The organism is Bacillus sp. RC51, assembly GCF_044908115.1.
Classification (GTDB): Bacteria; Bacillota; Bacilli; order Bacillales; family Bacillaceae_G; genus Bacillus_A; species Bacillus_A mycoides.
Genome location: NZ_JBIYCW010000003.1, coordinates 154,046 through 172,026, shown reverse-complemented (window position 1 = coordinate 172,026; position 17,981 = coordinate 154,046). Strand labels below are relative to the sequence as shown.

Below are 17,981 nucleotides of genomic sequence, written 5' to 3'. Positions count from 1 at the left end.
TTCTTCACCTATCCAATTGTTTTTCTTAGAGACGAAGCAGGAATATGCATTTGTTCTCTATACTTCGCAACCGTTCTTCGAGAAATAACTATTTCATGCTCTTCTTCTAATAATTTTGAAATCTTTTGATCCGAAAGTGGCTTTTTCTTATTTTCTGCTCCAACAAGCGTTTGAATGAATTGTTTCACACGCTTTGTAGAAACCGCCTCATCTTCCGTCGTAGAAATAGAATTACTAAAGAACGATTTCATCTCAAATAAACCGTGCGGCGTTTGCACATATTTATTACGCGTTGCACGACTAATTGTAGACTCATGCACACCTAACTCTTCCGCCACCTCTTTTAAAGCAAGTGGTTTTAAATACTCTGGACCTCCCCAGAAGAAATCATGCTGTTTTTCCATAATAATATTCATCACTTGTAAGAGTGTTTGTTTTCTCTGTTTCAAACTGCGCATAATCCATTGCACATGCTGATACTTCTCCGATACGTAAGAAGCCACTTCACTTTCACTATTATTTAGTAACGCACTATACTCAGAGTGAATTTCAATTCTTGGCATATTTCTCTCATTCATCTGTAAAACGAGATGATCGCCATCTTTTTTTACCGCCATATCAGGCACGATATAAAGTGGTTTATCAGAAGAAAATGCAAGACCTGGTTTCGGCTGCAATGATGTAATACAGTTCACCGCATCCTGTAATTCCTCGTTGGTACACTTCAACACTTGAACGAGCTTTCGCCAATCTTTCTTAACGAAATAATTAAAATGATCATCTATAATTTCTTCCGCTAACCCATTCCTTCTTTGTAAGCGCTTCAATTGTATTGATAGACATTCCTGAATATTACGCGCACCTACCCCTGCTGGCTCTAACGATTGAACAAGCTCCACGGAACAGTCCACTACATCAATTGGCGCAGAAAGAAGCTCTGATAACTCTTCATTTGTTTCTTGTAAATAGCCATTTCCATCCATGTTCATAATAATGAAAGAAGCTGCTTTTCGCTCTTCTTCATCTATTTTATAATACTGTAGTTGATTTAATAAATGTTGCTGAATCGTTGTAGAATCCACACTGTAGATTTCCATTTGATTCTCGACTTGTTTGCGGGTACTTTTACTTGTGTTAGAGCTCTTTTTCTTCTCCCTCTCAAAACCACCTAACTCAATAAGGGGATTCTCTAACGATTGCTCATACAAAAACTCCGATAATTCTTGTACATTATACTGGAGCATTGTAATCGCTTGCCTTAACTCTTGTGTCATTGCCAAACGTAAGCTTTGTTCTTGTAAAAGACTTGCCTTCAAACTAATCTCCCCCTTGTTTCTATTGTACAATAAGTTTGGTAAAAGGAGAATCCTCACGCAGACACCCATTCCAAAATATTATTAATTTATATGTATTAATGAGATTTAGATCTTACAACCGAAATTTGAATAATATTGAAAGAAAATAATAACGCATAAAAATTATTACCACATACTAATAGTAAATCTTATTATCAGATATAACAAGCGATAATAAAAAAAGGTCTGAACTTATACTTGTAAGTTCAGACCTTTTTTACAATGGCGAGTACATATCGAATATTACACGTTTCTTCACCATTGTCGCATTTTCATTTGATAGATTAATTCCGTTCGTATCCTCTACGAGTACCACACGCACCAAATTCACAGCGTTGCGATTTGCTATAAAGATACTTTCTTGTTTATCTGCTTTGTGTAATTTTCGAATTGTGACTTGGATTACCTCTGAGTTATTTTTCCAGGGTCTATTCTTACAAGTGAACAACATTTATGACATGTACTTTTTACTTAACTGCAATAAATACCTAGCGATGCCGTTATCTTATAAACTTCATTGAAATTTTCACCTTCCATGAAGACCTCCATGATTTCAGGTATTCCTTTTGCATACGCAACTAACATTTCGAATGCATCATCTTTCGTTATCTTGTGACGAGTCACACTACTGTTGTGATGTTCCATCGTTACATAATAGACCTTTTCTCCGCACTCCTCTTCTTCAATACATGTAAGAAACGATTTTATTTCAAATAGCTTGCGAGAACCTTTTTTCATTCTTCTTCTCCTTCATAACGGTCAAGAAAGTCCGATAATGCCAACGAAAGATGATCACTTTTATTAAACTTCAGCTTACTGGCAAAGACGGCTAGCCTGTCCCTATTGCTTTGTGAATCACTACTATCTTACGTGTCATATTTTCGTTCAGCAACTTAACAATACGCTTGTGCAATATATCTCGTTACAATTTCTTTTAGTGCTAAAATCTGTTCTGATTTGAATTGCATTTCACTCTTTAATTCTTTTCATAACGAAAAACCCCCTATACACGATTATTTCTAATCACATACAAGGGGTTTCTTTAGATTTACTATTAATTTTCAACACGTTCTTCACGCTATTATGTGCTATTTACTCAATACTTTTAAATAGAATAGAACACATCACAACAACAATACATAACGCGCCCAGAGGGATTCGAACCCCCGGCAGACGTGGTACCGGAAACCACCGCTCTATCCGACTGAGCTATGGGCGCATGATTATTACGATAATATCAACGGTTTGCCTCCGTCTTCTTCCGACTTGTTCTTACCGAAAGTTAAACGTAGGATACGAACACCAACACGTAGACGTTCGCTTCTTTACATATGGATATTATATCCTGACGCTAACCTAATACGCAAGCATAAAAACCTCTTCTACACTAGCTTTAGCGCGCAGTTTTCCTTCTTTCGTTCCCCCTTAATCTACTTAAATCGAAATAGAACGCATATAGTCTATAAAAAAAAGACAGGCGAAGTGATGCCCGCCCATCTCCGCACTATTTTATATATTTTGATCGCAGGCTAAATATATCTTCCCCTTCACGAATGCCTGCCGATCCCTTCCTCACATTTTTTACGACAGTCCAATTCGGGTTAGTTTCATCACCGATGTTCTGTACTGTAAAGTTGCCGTCACCATATTCTCGGTGACCTTCTGCCAATTTCTCCGTTAAATCATTCTCTTTTGATCTCACCATCTTTGCGCCATCTCCCTTTTTATACAACTCTCTTAAACTGTCCAACCGATTACACGTCCAGTCAATTGGAGATCCTCGTTTTCCGCTTCGATTAATTTTAACACACTGTCGGGGGTAAGTTCCGATAACGGCTGCCCAATCGCATTAGAAACGTTATTTTCTTTGATAGTAGAAACTCGGCGAGAATTGGGTAAAAGACAATTCGCTGGGCTGCGTCAGGACTTCGCGAGAGATCAACCCCCTGATTCAAAAATCACAAATACTATCTCTAAAGGACTCCTGCGACGGCTCAGCGGGGTGGCTTGGAGGGTTCGGAAAATTTTCGTTTGGGTTGGCTTGTGGTGAATAGTGTATTCATTTTGATGAATGACGAATACAACATAAATGACTTTTGTTACTTTCGACTTTCTCTTCTAAACGTTGATTTAAAAGAATTCGCAAGACTTTCGATGAACAAAACAATTCGTAAATGTTTTATGCATTAAAAGAAACGTTGATTTAATAACGTTCTTCTTTCGTGAATGACTTCGATTGAACGAATAAGATAATGAAGATATTATTTTTTTAAAACTGAAAACATCCTTTTTTTTACTATACAAGAAAATTTTATTTTAAATTGAAAATAACTACAATAATAGAAATATATATATTTTATCGATATGTTTTTTGTGAATAACCAGAAATTTAACCTCATGTAATTTTCAGTTACTTTTTAATCTTCAACAGGTAACATACCTACATCATGAATTACATATCATCCTCTTCCATCTTATAAAGCGCCACTATAACAAAGAATTCATTGACGCTTGAATCAAAGCTTCAACTTCAAAAACCTAAATTTTCCAATCATAAATTCACCCAAACCCACAAATTATAATCTTTGAATTGATATTCCAAAGGGGGCTTCATTCAATGACTGTAATTACAAAACTAAAGCAAACTGTTTCTGGATTAAAAAGTGCACAAGCTAGCTTAGAGGGATTCGCTCTTGATACGGATAACCAACAAGCTAAGCAACTTTTCCAAACAGCTGCGCAACAAACACAAACAATTATCGATTCTTTAAACCCGCGTGTTGAAGAAGTCCAGCAAGAAGAACCACAATACACACAGCAATAACCAAAAGTGCCATTTCATCTAATGGTACACAATTTGAGAAAAAGGATGATATGCAATCATCCTTTTTCTCTCACATTACATACTGCAATAGAAATGGAATGATTATAATGCGAAAACTTGGAATCATAACCGCGTTATTTATGCTCCTATTCGGTTCACTTACCGGATGTGATAATAGCCCGTTAGATAAAAAAGTAAAGAAAGAAGAAGCTAAGCGGGCAGATGAGAAAAAGGGCCCTAAATTAACAAAAATGAGTACAGAATCCTTTAATCAATCTATATCGCAAGACGCTAAGAAAAAAGCTCTTGCTATGGAGGGAATTATAGAAGCTACCGCAGTTAATACAAATTTAGATCTTTACATAGCCGTTAAACCTGAACATCACGAAAGATTTGGTTTAAAACCTTTACGAAGTAAATTAAAAAAGAAGCTAAGTGATGAAAACCCTACTTTCGATATTCGTGTAAGTACAGACAAAAAGATTTTTATGCTCATAGAAGAACTTGAAAACAAAATTAAGAACAAGAAAATAAGCAAGGATGGCATTAAAGATCAATTGAAACTCATTCAATCAGAAATGGGATCTAATATTTAAGTTTTCTAAAAGAGAAGGAAGGATTCAAATGTCTAGTAAAGATAAAAATTTAACACCTGTGCAACAAGAATATAAAAAATTCGAACAACAGCGCGAACCGAAGCGCCCCGTTTTAAAAAATTGTATGAAAGCTTTTTTCGTCGGGGGATTAATTTGTCTAATAGGCCAACTGATTTCCACCTTTTATATTACGTACTTTGATTTCACTGAAAGATCTGCCGGGAACCCTACCGTTGCAACTCTTATTTTTATCTCCATGCTACTGACGGGATTTGGCGTCTACGATCGCCTTGGGCAATTTGCTGGTGCTGGTACCGCCGTTCCCGTTACTGGATTTGGTAACTCTGTTATTGCCGCATGTATTGAACACCGTACAGAAGGATTCGTTCTCGGCGTTGGTGGTAACATGTTTAAACTAGCAGGATCGGTCATCTTATTTGGCGTATTTTCCGCTTTCGTCATCGCTCTTATTAAAACAATTCTCTTTCAATGGGGAGGGCTGTAAATGTTACAAGGACACCGAACATGGGTATTCGAAAACAAACCAGTTATCATCTCAACAGGTGTAGTCGGTGGCCCATTTGAGGCAAATGGAAAAATTCCTGAAGACTTCGATACCCTGCATGAAGATTTATGGCTCGGACAAGATTCTTACGAAAAGGCGCATAAAATTTTATTTGAAGAAGCTTGTAGCCGCGCTACCGAAAAGGCAAAGCTCCGTAAAGACGATATTCAATTCGTACTCGCAGGGGATTTAATTAACCAAATAACTCCAACGAGCTTTGCATGCCGCACACTCGGAACACCTTATCTCGGTTTATTCGGCGCCTGTTCTACCTCTATGGAAGGCTTAGCACTCGGTGCAAGTATCGTAAATGCAAAAGGTGCAAAGTATTTATTAACTGGGGCATCAAGTCATAACGCTGCGGTAGAAAAACAATTCCGCTATCCAACTGAATATGGTGGTCAAAAACCTCCTACGGCTCAGTGGACAGTGACCGGTGCAGGCGCGGCTATTTTAAGCGACACTGGATATGGTCCACAAGTAACATCGGCCACCATTGGACGAGTTATTGATATGGGACTAACAGATCCTTTTAATATGGGTGGTGCGATGGCCCCAGCTGCTGTCGATACGATTGAAGCTCATTTACGCGAACGACAAATTGACGCCTCTTATTACGACTTAATCGTAACAGGTGACCTTGGACATGTCGGTCGCGAAATCGCTTACGACCTACTACATAAACATGGAACAAAGGTAAAGAGCGAGCAATTTCAAGATTGCGGAATCATCATTTATAGAGAAGGTCAACCTGTCATAGCTGGTGGAAGTGGTCCAGGCTGTTCAGCAACAGTCGTATACGGACATTTATTAAACCGAATGAAAAGAGGAGAATTCAAAAAAATACTTGTCGTTGCGACAGGCGCTTTACTATCTCCACTTACATTCCAACAAGAAGAAACGATTCCGTGTATCGCTCACGCTGTTTCGATTGAATTTGGAGGTGCAACGCAATGATTTTTTTCTGGGCTTTCGTCATTGGTGGACTCATATGCGTAATCGGACAGCTTATGTTTGATGTCGGCAAACTAACCCCCGCTCATACGATGGCAACACTCGTTGTTGCTGGAGCTATATTAGATGGATTCAATCTGTATGAACCATTAATCGACTTTGCAGGCGCTGGCGCAACTGTACCTATTACAAGTTTCGGTAATGCCCTCGTTCATGGCGCGATGGAGGAAGCAGCCAAACATGGCATCGTCGGCGTTATTACCGGCATGTTTAAAGTAACGAGTGCTGGTGTATCAGCTGCCATTATTTTCGGCTTCATTGGAGCATTGCTATTCAAACCGAAAGGATAAGGTGTTCGTATGACAGTTATCGCTAGCGTTAAAACCTGCCTTGCCAGTGTAAGGGGCGCTCAAGCAAGTTTAAGCTCCCTTTCACTAAATTCACAGGACGCGGAATCAAAACGTGTATTTCATGAATGTATGTTAGAAATGGACAGCATCATCACCGATTTACAGAATAGAGTTTCAGTATTAGAACGTGAGGAACCTCAATATAAAGGGTTTTAAGTAGACTGGAGGAAATGACTATGTCTCACCTGCCGGAATGGACACTTGTCATTCTTCGCTCTGTATTCATATTAATTATTTTATTCGCTATTACGAAATGGTTAGGAAAAAGACAAATCTCTCAGCTCTCCTTTTTTGAATACATAGCCGGAATGACAATCGGTGACATCGCTGCCCAAGTATCTACAGGGCTTGATTCAAAATTTTTCCACGGCGTCTTTGCGATACTCATTTTCGCTGTGGTACCTTTTTTCACAGGAATCCTCTCTTTAAAGAACAAAACAGCTCGAGATTTTTTTGAAGGAAAATCTACCGTATTAATAAAAGATGGCAAAATACTTGAAGATAACTTAAAGAAAGAAAAGTATACAAGTGATGAATTACTTGAGCTTCTCAGAGGAAAAAATGCGTTCAGCGTAGCTGATGTTGAATTTGCTATACTAGAACCGAGCGGTGAATTAAATGTATTATTAAAGAAAGATCGCCAACCACTTACAGCAAAAGATATCAGCTTAAAAGTGCCAAACGAAAAAGAACCGCAAACTGTTATTATGGATGGAAATGTACTAGATGAACCTCTTTCTGCTAGCGGACATAATCGCGCTTGGTTACATTCTGAGCTAGAAAAACTCGGTGTTGTCATTGAAAATGTCTTTCTTGGTCAAGTTGATTCATACGGACAACTTACTATCGACATCTATAATGATAAACTCCAAATGCCTTCTCCTCAAAACAAGCCTTTATTATTTGCATCCTTAAAGAAATGCAATGCTGATCTTGAATTATTCTCTTTAGAAACGAAATCAAAATCAGCGAGTGATATGTATAGTAAAAACGCAAAACAAATCGAGAAAATCTTAAATAAAGTAACCTATCTGTTAAAAGAATAAAAAATGAAAGAACGCTTCTATACAAAAGGCGTTCTTTTGCCTTTTCCACACCATTAATCACGTTTAAATTTATGTAATTCGGTTATGATGTTGAAGATACATAAGCAGGGAATTTTAAAAACATAGCGAATAAATCATGATACAACTACATATTTTTTGATTTAAAGTGGTTTCGTTTGACCTTCATTGACCATAATTGTATTATAAGACTAAGAAAGCTTTTAAAGGAGGAAATAACAGATGAATTTAATTCCTACAGTAATTGAACAAACAAATCGTGGAGAACGCGCTTACGATATTTACTCTCGACTATTAAAGGATCGCATCATTATGCTTGGTAGCGCAATTGATGACAACGTAGCAAACTCAATCGTTTCCCAGCTTTTATTCTTGGAATCTCAAGATCCAGAAAAAGATATTCACATTTACATCAACAGCCCTGGTGGTTCTATCACAGCTGGTATGGCAATTTACGATACAATGCAGTTTATTAAACCACAAGTATCAACAATCTGTATCGGTATGGCTGCATCTATGGGTGCATTCTTACTTGCAGCAGGTGAAAAAGGAAAACGTTACGCACTTCCAAACAGTGAAGTTATGATTCACCAACCACTTGGCGGAGCACAAGGTCAAGCGACTGAAATCGAAATCGCTGCAAAACGTATCCTATTCTTACGTGAAAAATTAAACCAAATTCTTGCTGACCGCACAGGTCAACCACTTGAAGTTCTACAACGCGACACAGACCGCGACAACTTCATGACAGCAGAAAGAGCTCTAGAATACGGCTTAATCGATAAGATCTTTACAAATCGTTAATACACTTAAAAGTGGAGGCGGCTCGTTTAGAACAGGAGGAAGTTGGAACCCCTGATTCCGAGGCGCCTTTTGCCTCGAATGAAGGGGTGAAACGACCGACTGTTCTAGCCGCCTGGATACATCTAAAAGCAGAAGCGGCTCGTTCAGAATGAGAGGGGGATGGAGCTTCTGACAAAGAGGTGCTTTTTACCTCGACGGAAGAAGCGAAGCCACCAACCATTCTAGCCGCTGGAGCTGGATACACTTAAAAGCAGAAGCGGCTCGTTCAGAATCGCAGGGCGTTGGAGCCCCTGATTCCGAGGCGCTTTTTGCCTCGAATGAAGGGGCGAAACGACCGGAGATTCTAGCCGCTGGAGCTAGATACAACTAAAAGCGGAAGCGCCCTTCAACAGGGCGCTTTTTTTATTATGTACAAGGGTATCACATACCCCACCTAGTATCTAATCCAATATATCAGCGATTTTTCAATTTTATCGACCACAACTCAAATTATATCGACGTTTCGACACAACATATCGATTTACCGACAATTCTCGACAAACACGTGCACCCTACATACCCCCACCACTCACCTCAACTCACCGCACCCCACAAACAGAAAAATAAAAAAAGCTATCGCACATTCGCGATAACCCTTTATTGTACATATGCAGTTAATGCTTCCAAAGCCTCTTCTGCATCTGAACCTTCTGTTGTGATTGTAATCATGCTACCAGTTCCGATCGCTAAGCTCATAATCCCCATTATGCTCTTTGCATTCACTGTCTTTCCATCTTTCTCGATGAAGATATCCGCATGAAAGCGATTTGCCTCTTGTACAAACAACGCAGCCGGACGTGCTTGTAAGCCGTTTTTTAATGCCACTTTAACCAGTTTTTGAACCACAGCTCCATTTCCCCTTTAACCTTTTATTTTTTTGCTACTGTTTCCCCCGCGCGTAATTTCTCTGCAATTTCATCGATTTTACGCAAACGATGATTAATACCCGATTTACTAATTTTCCCCCCGGATACCATCTCACCTAACTCTTTCAATGTTACATCTTGATAATCTCTTCGTAACTGTGCAATTTCTCTTAATTTATCTGGCAAAATATCAAGCCCAACCGTCTCATCAATATAGCGGATGTTCTCAATTTGCCTTAGCGCTGCACCAATTGTTTTATTTAAATTAGCTGTTTCGCAGTTAACTAAACGATTTACTGAATTACGCATATCACGAACAATTCGAATATCTTCAAATCTTAAAAGTGCATTATGAGCACCTATAATATTTAAAAACTCTGTAATTTTTTCAGCTTCTTTCAAATACGTAATGTACCCTTTTCTTCTTTCCAACGTCTTACTATTTAAATCAAATCCGTTCATCAGTTCACATATAGAATCATTATGTTCCTTATATAACGAAAAGATCTCTAAATGATAAGATGATGTTTCTGGGTTATTTACTGAACCACCTGCTAAAAATGCACCGCGTAAATACGATCGTTTACAACATTTCTTCTCGATTAATTCCTGCGATATATTTCGAATAAACGAAAAGTCATCTCGAACAATGTGAAGATCTGCTAATATTTCGCGAGACTTCTCAACAAGCCGCACGATATATACATTATTTTTCTTCAATCGCATTTTTTTACGAACAAGTAATTCTACCGTCACATCATATCCTTTTTTCAAAAGCGTATAAATCCTTCTTGCAATTGCTGCATTTTCCGTTTGAATATCGATAGATAGGCGACGGTTTGAAAAAGAAAGCGATCCGTTCATTCGAAGCAACGCCGATAATTCCGATTTCTCACAGCATTCCTTCATTTCAAGGTTGGTCAACTCTTTCTTTGTTTCTGATGCAAATGACACAGTCAACACCTCCTTATACTATTACTTTGGAACAAAAATCTTGTCCTATATGAATGAGGAGCGTTACCTCAAACGAGGCAACGCACATTTATAACAATGAATATAAAATAGAAGCTAACTTTAATGTATCATGCCTTACAACACGCTCATCATATTTCGCTAATCTATCTTGAATGATTTCGATATTATGTTCAGCAAAACGATTTGTATCCAGTGCAACTGGTTCCGACATCTCTTCCTCATATAACTTACGTAATTCATGAGGAATATCACGATTATTTACAATCGCAGTGTCGATAAATGGTTTACCTAAATGATCATGTAACGCCTGCACATGATCAAACGCAGTATAACCCTTCGTTTCGCCCGCTTGCGTCATAACATTACATACATATACCTTCTTCGCTTTTGCAGCAAGAACAGCGTCTCCAATTTTGTTAACAACTAAATTCGGTAATATACTTGTGTACAGACTTCCTGGACCGAAAACAAGCAAATCAGCTCGTTTAATTTCCGTCAACGTTTCACATAACGGTTCTACATCTTCTGGAGTTAAAAAGACACGATTAATCTTCTTCCCGAAATGAGGAATCTTTGATTCACCTGTTACAATTTCTCCATCTTCTAATTCTGCATGAAGTACCGCACTTTGATTCGCTGCTGGTAATACACGTCCTCTGACATTTAATACTTTACTCGTTTCCGTAATCGCGTGGTAAAAGTCTCCTGTAATCGAAGTCATACCTGCCAACAATAAATTTCCTAACGCATGCCCTTTCAGTCCGTCTCCAGTTGTAAAACGGTGCTGAAATAAAGCCTCCACTAATGGTTCTACATCCGATAACGCAACAAGTACGTTACGAATATCACCTGGAGGTGGAATTTCTAGCTCATCACGTAGTCTACCTGAACTGCCTCCATCGTCGGCTACTGTTACAACTGCTGTAATATCAACAGGATATTGTTTTAATCCCCTTAATAAAACAGAAAGTCCAGTTCCACCTCCCATGATAACAATTTTAGGTTTTCTCTCTTTTTTCATCCCCTAATGGCCCTTTCTCTTCTCCACATCACGATGAGATACATGAACGCTATACTCTGGTTTCAAATGTTTCCCAAGGTACTCTGTAAGCGTAACAGAACGATGTTGCCCACCCGTACATCCAATCGCAATTACAAGTTGACTCTTACCTTCTCTTTTATAATGAGGCAGCATGAAAGTGATAAGATCCGTCAATTTCTCTAAAAACTTATGTGTTTCATTAAATTTCAACACATACGACGAAACTTCTTCATCCAGTCCTGTTAATGGCTTCATATGTGGAATATAATATGGATTTGGTAAAAAACGAACATCAAATACTAAATCAGCATCAATTGGAATTCCGTACTTAAATCCAAATGACATAACATTTACACGAAATGCTTGCTCAGTTTCTGTTGAGAATAAGTGAACAATTTTTTCTCGTAGTTCTTTCGGTTTCAAATCAGATGTATCAAGCACAATATTCGCTCGTGCCTTCATATCAGTTAAGAGACCACGCTCAGCTTCAATTCCCTTTAACGGCAAGCCAGTTGGCGCAAGTGGATGCGAACGTCTCGTTTCTTTATAACGAGTTACAAGTGTGCTATCTTTCGCATCTAAAAATAAAATATGAGGAATAATCCATGTACGTTCTGATAAATCATCAAGCGCTCCCCATAAATATTCAAAAAACTCTCGGCCACGTAAATCAATACCGAGTGCCACTTTATTCATTTTTCCTTTTGAATCTGCCATAAGTTCAATAAACTTCGGCAATAACATCGGTGGTAAATTATCTACACAAAAATATCCTAAATCTTCGAAACTTTGTAACGCTACCGTCTTTCCAGCTCCAGACATCCCTGTAATAATTACCATTTTTATATCATTATTCTCTGTCATCGTATCCTCTCCTTGCAGGTTTAACTCGGATCTAATCGATATGAAAGCAACTCAAAATCTGGGGTATATACAAATGTACCGTAGATTATACCATTCCCTTTAATTAAATAATCAATAATGTGATAATCTCCTGGTGCCATTGCTAAATCATCAATTTTATCAAATGTATGCCAACCAATGATGCCTTCTTCGCTCTCTAATTTGTTTTCTCCTGCAAAATCTGTTGCTAAAAAGGAGAACATCATCCATTCAGAAACAACTTTATCACCTTCCTGGATGACAAAAGTGAAGACCCCTTTTAATGCTGGATTCTTTAAATAAATACCTGTTTCTTCACGATACTCGCGAACAACGGAATCTCTTACTGTCTCACCACGCTCCATTTTCCCGCCCGGTGCAACCCACCAATTTCGGCGAGGTTTTTGGAGTAAGAGTACTTCATTATCTCTAATTAACACACAGTTTGTCACTCTTTGCATGTTTCTTCACCTCAGCTACTTGCAGCAAAATTTCTCACTGCATACTCATTTCATTATACTATCAAAAACAGTTTGCTACAACGAAGGTGCCAGTCCCCTTTCGCTAAGCAATTGTAAAAATTCTTTCTATAACAAGCAATCAAAATACCTTACTTCCCATGAATAGCACATAAAAATCCCCTTAACGATTTTTATCGTTAAGGGGATTAAAACACTTATTTCTTACCGAAATAAGTAACAACCGCAAATCCTAAAATAAAAGTAATAATTGAACTTACAATTGAAATTCCACCAGTCGGAATGCCAGGGAACACAATGACAATCGACCCGATAACGAGCCCAATAATTGCCGCAAATGTCATACTTTTATAACGATCTAACAAATAACTAATTCCTTTACTACTTACAACAAATCCGGCCATCACTCCGGCACCGATAACCACGATTAACGGTAAATTGAGTGTAGTTAAAGCGTTAATTGCTGTCGGATAAACACCAATAATTAATAAAATAAACGATCCACTAATTCCAGGAAGAAGCATAGCCATACTAGCCATCCATCCTGCGAAAAATAAACCAATTGCATTTAAAATTGTTAACGTCGTAATCGGATCAGCTGCCTTATCTGGTTTAAAGAATGCTGTTATTGCAACAAGAATTGCTGCAATTATTAATAAGGCAATATGACTACCTTTAAACGTTGCCTTTGCATCAGCTTCTCTCATTAACATCGGTAATATACTAATAATTAAACCGAGGAAGAAAAATTGAGTCGGTTCATAATGATTTGCTAATAAATATTTAATAACATGACTTAACGTTAGAAAAGCTGCCGCTACACCAGCTGCAAGTGGGATTAAAAACGCTAAATGTTTTTTCCATTCACGACTAAAGAATCCGCTAATTGCTGCGAGCAATTGTTCATAAATCCCCAACACAACAGCGATTGTTCCGCCGCTCACACCAGGAATTAAATCACTAACGCCCATACAAAATCCACGATATATATTACGCCATTCCATACTGAATAAATTCCTCATTTCTTATAGTGATTTTTCCCGTAAATTCTAGTATAACAATAAGAAACACTATATTCTTAATTATTTTTGACAAAAGTTTGACATTTGAACAAAAAAAAGAAAGCCACCTATCGGTAGCTTTCTTCCAAAAAGGAAAAAACACCCTTATTTTTCTGTTACAGTCTTTAGTTCCTCTACTAACTCTTCTATATAATGCTGTGCACTCTGCGCTGCAATACTACCATCGCCTGTTGCCGTTACAATTTGACGAAGCATTTTTTCACGAACATCACCAGCTGCGAAAATACCAGGAACTTTCGTTTCCATACGCTCGTTCGTTTCAACATAACCATTTTCATTTGTAATACCTAGCTCAACAAACGGTTTTGATAATGGTAACATACCGATGTATATGAAAACGCCGTCAGTTTTAACTTCTTGCTCTTCTCCGCTGTTTACATCTATAAGTGTTACGCTTCCTACTTTACCATTTGCATCGTTAATTTCTTTTATAGTGTGATTCCAAATGAAATCTACTTTCTCATTTTGGAAAGCACGATCTTGTAAAATTTTCTGTGCACGAAGAGTGTCACGACGGTGAACGATCGTTACTTTTGATGCGAAGCGTGTTAAGAATACACCCTCTTCAACAGCAGAATCTCCGCCGCCAATAACAACAAGTTCTTTCCCTTTAAAGAATGCACCATCACATACTGCACAATATGATACACCCCGGCCGCCAAGTTCTGTTTCACCTGGCACACCAATTTTTTTATACTCTGCACCGCTTGCAACGATAATTGCACGTGCTTTATATTCTTTTTTACCAGCAATAATTGTTTTGTACTCTTTACCATCGATGATTGCTTTCACATCACCGTATGCATATTCAGCACCAAATTTCTTCGCATGCTCAAACATTTTATTTGATAAGTCTGGTCCTAAAATAGACTCATAACCTGGATAGTTCTCTACATCTTCTGTATTTGCCATTTGTCCACCTGGGATACCACGCTCAAGCATCAGTGTGCTTAAATTCGCACGAGATGTATATACCGCAGCTGTCATACCAGCTGGTCCTGCACCAATAATAATGACATCATAAATTTTTTCTTCTGACACACTATTCACTCCCATTCATTCATACACATTAAGTTACCCTCATTATACTGTTAGCATCATTTTTTTCCCAATGATTTGCCTACCCTACGTGTGCGTGCGCTTAACAGCCTGCACATACTTTCGTACAGTCGCTACAGATACATTATATACATCACCAAGCTCTGCCTGTGTCATCTTATTTCTTTGTTCGCCGCGCACAATGTATTCAATTGCCGCTGACCAACCGTACACATTTGTAAAGGTCGCTCCAGATGTATATAAACGTATGAACGTGCAAAACCAAAAATTTAAACACTCTTCGATTAATTCATCGTCTTTTTTCGTATAATTGTATAATGCATCCGCGATTCGTACGCACTGTTCAAATTGCTGTAAATCAGCTGGGATACTTTTATGACTATTAAGTAAAAAGAAATATTTTGCAAGTTGCGATACGATTGGAACACCATTTTTCGCTTGCGTTACATCAAAGAAGAATCCAACCTTCTCTGGTGTTGACAATTCATTCATTAAATATAAAGCTAGCATTTTCTCTTCTAGTGTCGTACTTTGCTGAAATGATTTTCGTAGCTCTTCAAATAAAAGATTTTGTCCTTCATCTGCTAAATTCAGTGCATTCCACGGTTCTTTTCCTTTTTTATCAGGATGCAATTCTACAACATGTTGCCACATTTTTTCAGCTACTTGCTGTTCCTTCACCATATACGCAGAGTATGCAAACCAGTAATAAAAACTGACATCTCCTTCATAACCTTGACGCTTTAATACTTTGAACCATTTATATGCAGGTTCAAAATGACCAATTGTTGCAAGCGTTGTTCCAAGTTTCAAACGATGCTCAAATGAAATTGGATATACCGAAACTAACTGCCCCGCTAATGACTCTACTTGCTTATGCTCTCCAATTGAATATAGAAAAATAAGCGTATTACAAAGCGCATGCATATTACCAGGATTTTTCTCTAAAATCATTTCTGTTAACTTAAGCGCTTGATCTACATTACCTGATTGAAAATGTGCAATCGCTAAATTATTATGTCCTGACCAAAATTCTGGATATTCTTTCGTAACAACTTCTAGTGTAGCAATCGCCTCTTCTAATTGTCCGTTACGAATGTAGCGGTTCGCTTCTTCTTGCATAACAATTAGCTCATCTTCATCCTCAATCTCTTCCGCACCCATTGCATCTTCTTCCATAATCTCAAGCAATTCTAATGTATCTTTTACAAATTCCTTCTCTTCCGCAACTTCTAAATATCGCTCTGCATACTTCTTCGCCTGTTGAAACAAGCCCATATATGCATAATTATTTGAAATAAAATAATAGCATTGCTCAAGTTCAGGATTGGATCTAACAAGCTTTAGAAATATCTGATTCGACTCTTGATATTCACCAGATTCAGATAATGCTATTGCTAGTTGGCATAAAATAAACGGCTCCTTTTCGCTTTGTGCTGCTCTTCGAAAATATTTAATTGCATCTTGCAATTTTTGCCCTTTATAAGCCCTCATCCCTTTTTTATAAAAGAAGTCCGCTAACTGATTAAAAGAGATAACTTGTCCGTTCTCCTTATATATTCTTTGATTTTTCCCCATATATCCTCCAGTTTTTTGTTTTCTTCGTTCACACATTCTTCTATCTATAAGTATAAACGATTCCGTAAAAAACAAAACAGTATATTATACTCAATTATTTCCTTTTTATTCATAAAAACAGAAGGGAAATGTTACATTTTTAACATCAACCTTCTCTAGTGGCCATTTCCTCTTTCGTATAAATAATACGCATCGGATTTCCGCCTACGAAAGCGCCGCCTGGTACATCTTTATGGACAAGTGTGCCTGCAGAAACGATAGCTCCATCTCCAATTGTCACACCTGGTAAAATTGTCGTATTCGCTCCAATCATAACTTCATTCCCTATGACGATTTCTCCGAGTCGATACTCACGAATTAAATATTCATGCGCTAAAAGCGTTGTATTATAGCCGATAATTGAATTGTCTCCCACAGTAATCTTTTCTGGAAACATAATATCTGGCATTACCATAAGTGCAAACGACGTTTTCTTTCCTACTTCCATCCGTAAAAACGTGCGATATAACCAATTCTTTACGGATAAAAATGGCGTGTAACGTGCGATTTGGATGATAATAAAGTTTTTCATTACCTTCCAAAAAGAAACTGTTTTATACACATTCCACAATGAATTTTCTCCTGAAACAGGATAGCGCGTTGTCCGTCGCACTGAACTCTCTCCTCTACTTATATAAAGTGACACTTTAACCGGCAGGAATCTTACTACCCGTTAATGCGGGACAAAATCGGTAGTAAATCACTCATTTTATCTAGCACATAATCTGGTTTATACGCTTCTAAATACGCTCTACCTTTCAATGTCCATGAAACCGCTACTGTTTTCGTACCTGCATTTTGTCCACCGACGATATCATGATGATTATCACCAACCATCAATGTTTCTTCTGGCTTTGCATCTAATAATTCGAGTGCTTTTTGAAGTGGTTCTGGATGTGGTTTCACATGTTCCACATCATCAATCGTCACGACAACATCAAAAAACTGATCAAGTTTCGAAAGCTTTAATCCCATTTCAACCGTCTGTCTCGCTTTCGTTGTAACGATGCCGATCTTATAACCTTGCTTCTTCAATTCTTGAACCGTTTCATATACAGTTTCATACTCTTCCACTAATTCATCATGATGCTCATGATTAAATTGACGATAACATGTAATCATCTCTTCAACCTTACTTGCATCAATCTTACTAAAAGTATCATGCAAAGATGGACCGATAAATGGCAATACATCTTCACGCTTATACTGATTAGAATAATAGTGATTTAACGTATGTAAAAAAGAAGAGATAATAAGTTCATTTGTATTAATTAACGTTCCATCTAAATCAAATAACACTGTATTTATTTTCATCGTCCTTAATCCTTTCATTACCTGAATATGAAAGAAGCAGCATCTTATATAAGA

21 protein-coding genes and 1 tRNA gene are annotated in these 17,981 nt (G+C 37.8%); 8 read left to right on the top strand and 14 right to left on the bottom strand.

The window, feature by feature from the left end:
• Window positions 1–8 precede the first annotated feature (8 nt).
• The 4 genes from rpoN to ABH959_RS09255 form a co-directional block, all read right to left on the bottom strand.
• Entirely contained in the window at window positions 9–1,316 is a 1,308-nt protein-coding gene (gene rpoN, locus ABH959_RS09270) for an RNA polymerase factor sigma-54 (RefSeq protein ID WP_002016074.1), read from the bottom strand.
• Between the two features lie 510 nt (window positions 1,317–1,826).
• A complete protein-coding gene (locus tag ABH959_RS09265; protein ID WP_367964063.1) occupies window positions 1,827–2,093 on the bottom strand; it encodes a hypothetical protein in 267 nt (88 codons plus the stop codon).
• Between the two features lie 405 nt (window positions 2,094–2,498).
• A tRNA-Arg gene (locus ABH959_RS09260) sits at window positions 2,499–2,574 on the bottom strand.
• Window positions 2,575–2,859: 285 nt separating this feature from the next.
• On the bottom strand, window positions 2,860–3,060 hold the full coding sequence (locus ABH959_RS09255) for a hypothetical protein (protein ID WP_002129884.1): 201 nt from the start codon (window positions 3,058–3,060) through the stop codon (window positions 2,860–2,862).
• A 912-nt stretch (window positions 3,061–3,972) separates the two neighbouring features.
• Here ABH959_RS09255 and ABH959_RS09250 point away from each other — a divergent pair.
• The 8 genes from ABH959_RS09250 to clpP all read left to right on the top strand — a co-directional run bounded on the left by ABH959_RS09250 (window position 3,973) and on the right by clpP (window position 8,572).
• Window positions 3,973–4,179 carry a DUF1657 domain-containing protein gene (locus ABH959_RS09250; protein ID WP_000216167.1) on the top strand — a complete coding sequence of 69 codons (207 nt, stop codon included), beginning with the start codon at window positions 3,973–3,975 and terminating at the stop codon, window positions 4,177–4,179.
• 107 nt (window positions 4,180–4,286) lie between these two features.
• Complete coding sequence (locus ABH959_RS09245; protein WP_003192317.1) at window positions 4,287–4,775, top strand: YhcN/YlaJ family sporulation lipoprotein; 489 nt, start codon at window positions 4,287–4,289, stop codon at window positions 4,773–4,775.
• Between the two features lie 28 nt (window positions 4,776–4,803).
• The gene (spoVAC, locus tag ABH959_RS09240) at window positions 4,804–5,280 is read left to right on the top strand and encodes a stage V sporulation protein AC (RefSeq protein ID WP_002129887.1); all 477 of its coding nucleotides are present in this window, start codon (window positions 4,804–4,806) and stop codon (window positions 5,278–5,280) included.
• The gene (gene spoVAD, locus ABH959_RS09235) at window positions 5,281–6,297 is read left to right on the top strand and encodes a stage V sporulation protein AD (RefSeq protein WP_000938981.1); all 1,017 of its coding nucleotides are present in this window, start codon (window positions 5,281–5,283) and stop codon (window positions 6,295–6,297) included. It abuts the gene before it with no gap.
• Window positions 6,294–6,644, top strand: coding sequence for a stage V sporulation protein AE (gene spoVAE / locus ABH959_RS09230; protein ID WP_000575919.1), 351 nt, complete (start codon window positions 6,294–6,296; stop codon window positions 6,642–6,644). Before spoVAD ends, spoVAE begins: the two co-directional genes overlap by 4 nt.
• Before the next feature lie 9 nt (window positions 6,645–6,653).
• Window positions 6,654–6,860, top strand: a complete 207-nt coding sequence (locus ABH959_RS09225) for a DUF1657 domain-containing protein (protein WP_002034728.1) — start codon at window positions 6,654–6,656, stop codon at window positions 6,858–6,860.
• Between the two features lie 20 nt (window positions 6,861–6,880).
• A complete protein-coding gene (locus ABH959_RS09220; protein ID WP_404492503.1) occupies window positions 6,881–7,750 on the top strand; it encodes a DUF421 domain-containing protein in 870 nt (289 codons plus the stop codon).
• 240 nt (window positions 7,751–7,990) lie between these two features.
• Entirely contained in the window at window positions 7,991–8,572 is a 582-nt protein-coding gene (gene clpP / locus ABH959_RS09215; protein WP_001049163.1) for an ATP-dependent Clp endopeptidase proteolytic subunit ClpP, read from the top strand.
• A 636-nt stretch (window positions 8,573–9,208) separates the two neighbouring features.
• Here clpP and ABH959_RS09210 read toward each other — a convergent pair.
• From ABH959_RS09210 to ppaX, 10 genes are all read right to left on the bottom strand, one after another.
• Window positions 9,209–9,457 carry an HPr family phosphocarrier protein gene (locus ABH959_RS09210; protein WP_002016081.1) on the bottom strand — a complete coding sequence of 83 codons (249 nt, stop codon included), beginning with the start codon at window positions 9,455–9,457 and terminating at the stop codon, window positions 9,209–9,211.
• A gap of 23 nt (window positions 9,458–9,480) precedes the next feature.
• Window positions 9,481–10,431, bottom strand: a complete 951-nt coding sequence (gene whiA, locus ABH959_RS09205; RefSeq protein WP_002016082.1) for a DNA-binding protein WhiA — start codon at window positions 10,429–10,431, stop codon at window positions 9,481–9,483.
• An 88-nt stretch (window positions 10,432–10,519) separates the two neighbouring features.
• A complete protein-coding gene (locus ABH959_RS09200) occupies window positions 10,520–11,473 on the bottom strand; it encodes a gluconeogenesis factor YvcK family protein (RefSeq protein ID WP_113936267.1) in 954 nt (317 codons plus the stop codon).
• A gap of 3 nt (window positions 11,474–11,476) precedes the next feature.
• Entirely contained in the window at window positions 11,477–12,358 is an 882-nt protein-coding gene (gene rapZ / locus ABH959_RS09195) for an RNase adapter RapZ (protein WP_002016084.1), read from the bottom strand.
• 20 nt (window positions 12,359–12,378) lie between these two features.
• Window positions 12,379–12,837 (bottom strand): NUDIX hydrolase, encoded by a 459-nt coding sequence (locus tag ABH959_RS09190; protein ID WP_001190080.1) that lies wholly within the window; start codon window positions 12,835–12,837, stop codon window positions 12,379–12,381.
• 215 nt (window positions 12,838–13,052) lie between these two features.
• A complete protein-coding gene (locus ABH959_RS09185; RefSeq protein WP_002016085.1) occupies window positions 13,053–13,859 on the bottom strand; it encodes a DUF368 domain-containing protein in 807 nt (268 codons plus the stop codon).
• 162 nt (window positions 13,860–14,021) lie between these two features.
• A complete protein-coding gene (trxB, locus tag ABH959_RS09180) occupies window positions 14,022–14,978 on the bottom strand; it encodes a thioredoxin-disulfide reductase (RefSeq protein ID WP_404492502.1) in 957 nt (318 codons plus the stop codon).
• 84 nt (window positions 14,979–15,062) lie between these two features.
• Window positions 15,063–16,574, bottom strand: coding sequence for a tetratricopeptide repeat protein (locus ABH959_RS09175; protein ID WP_113936266.1), 1,512 nt, complete (start codon window positions 16,572–16,574; stop codon window positions 15,063–15,065).
• Window positions 16,575–16,719: 145 nt separating this feature from the next.
• Window positions 16,720–17,226, bottom strand: coding sequence for an acyltransferase (locus ABH959_RS09170; protein ID WP_002139159.1), 507 nt, complete (start codon window positions 17,224–17,226; stop codon window positions 16,720–16,722).
• A 53-nt stretch (window positions 17,227–17,279) separates the two neighbouring features.
• Window positions 17,280–17,927 (bottom strand): pyrophosphatase PpaX, encoded by a 648-nt coding sequence (gene ppaX / locus ABH959_RS09165; protein WP_002112826.1) that lies wholly within the window; start codon window positions 17,925–17,927, stop codon window positions 17,280–17,282.
• Window positions 17,928–17,981: the final 54 nt, after the last annotated feature.